This window comes from Neobacillus paridis, from assembly GCF_016765675.1.
Classification (GTDB): domain Bacteria; phylum Bacillota; class Bacilli; order Bacillales; family Cytobacillaceae; genus Neobacillus; species Neobacillus paridis.
The window spans coordinates 1-1,926 of the sequence record NZ_JAESWB010000098.1 but is presented as its reverse complement, the minus strand read 5'-3'; the positions used below and the strand labels follow the sequence as shown (position 1 = coordinate 1,926).

The following is a 1,926-nucleotide window of genomic DNA, read 5'->3' as shown; positions in this document are numbered from 1 at the left end:
AAGGGGCTGTCCGATAAGTCCCTAAAATAAAGCAAGTGGAGAAAAACGACACGTTTTTCTCCACTTGCTTTTGTATTTTTTCGACTTTTATCTGAAAGTAGCTGGCGGATGCCTGCTACTTTCAGTATATTGTGGGCTAATGCCACAATCCCAAACTCGATATGCACCTTGTCGAGCCCCCGCAATGAAAATCTGCGGAACGACCGATTGCCCTTGATGTGACCGAACACACTTTCTACCTCGATTTTGCGTCGAGCGTAGATAGCGGCTTTTTCTTCACATTCAAGGGCTGTTTTTGCCTTCGCTTTCATTTCTTCGAAGACGGTATTCCAGTGAACCTGCCGATTTCCCTTTGCCTTTGTGCATTTTGCTTTCAACGGGCAACCTGTACAGTCTTCACATTCGTATATTTTGAAGCTTTGCTCATAACCGGATTGATTCTTTTTGTTTTGGTATTTTTTAAACGTCACTTTCCTTCCATTTGGGCAAATAAAGCAATCATCTTGCTCAAGATAAGTCCAGTTCTTCGCGTTTTTGATGTCATTTTTGTATTTACGCGTCTTTTCTTGCACATAGGAACCATAAGGAATGAGAAAATCAAATCGTGGTTCTTTCTCGTCTCCAATCGCATAGACATAATTTTCCTCACTTCCATAACCTGCATCAGCTATGACTGTTTTGGGCATTGGTAAAGAAGTAGATGCCAGTTTCTCCAAATGTGGGATAAAACAGCGCGTGTCTGTAGGCCGTTGATGAATGGTATAAAACAAGATAAACTGGTTTTCCGTGGCCACTTGCACGTTATACCCCGGTTTAAGCTGGCCGTTTTTCATATGATCTTCCTTCATGCGCATAAAGGTCGCATCTTTGTCCGTTTTGGAATAACTGTTACGGTCACCAAAAATTTCGTTCTGTTCCTTGTATTTAGCCAGTCGAGGTAAGAAGTTTTCTCGAATCAGCTTGAGAGGTTTCTTCCATTTACTGCGTTCTTGGCGCTTCTCCTTACGTATCTGTGTATCTGTTTCCTTTTCAATTTCTTCTGTAAGTGCTTCTACTTTTTCTTCTATTTCTTTCGCGACTGCCTCAAGGTCCTGTTCGTTGATTTCTGTATTTTGTTCAGATTTCTTTTCTTCCATTCCAGCTTCTATTTGTGTTAATTCATGTATGTGTTGTAAGGTTTCTTTGATTTTTTCTTTTAGTTGGGCTTCAAATTTGGCAGTTGATTTTTTCCAGACGAAAGAATACTTATTGGCATCTGCTTCAATCTTAGTGCCATCCAAAAAGTAGTTTTCCATGGTTATGTATTTTTCTTCCATCAATTTTAAAATCATCGCTTCGAATAACTCATCCATTAAGACTTTCATCCGCTCGCCCCGGAATTCATTGATTGTACGGAAATCCGGTTTTTGCATTGCCGCTAACCACATGGCGGGAATGTTCTCGGTTATTAGCTTTTCGATTCCCCGACAGGAGTAAGTCTTTTGTGAATAGGCAAACAGAATAATTTTAAGCATCATTTTAGGATGAAAAGAGCTTCTTCCGCCACCTTTATAATGAGAAAATAATTGTTCATCTGGGACAGCTTCGACCATTTCATCCACCACACGTGCGGGATGATTTTCTGGTATCAGTGCTTCAATATCATAAATAACTTGAATTTGACGGTTGTCATAAGGTTTGAAAGTAGGGGCTAATTGTCTTTTGGGAGTCTTTTTTTCCTCTGTCTCTGGAAGAAATGTCATTTGGGTGTTATAATTTTCAGTAGTAATCATTTGATTGCTCATAAAAATCGTCCTTTCTAAATTGTTGGTTTGGTTACTTACAATTTTACAAGAAATGACGATTTTTTTGTGCAATTTTTTAGAAAAAAAATAATGAGGACTGTCCTCAAAAGTCATTTTTCAATGACTTTTTGGACAGCCCCTT

General features: G+C 39.1%; 1 protein-coding gene. It reads right to left on the bottom strand.

What is annotated here, in order from left to right; genetic code table 11:
* Positions 1-1,784, bottom strand: a 1,784-nt coding sequence (locus JK635_RS06215) for an IS1182 family transposase (RefSeq protein WP_202653111.1), incomplete at its 3' end; no start/stop codon positions are given.
* Positions 1,785-1,926 lie beyond the last annotated feature (142 nt).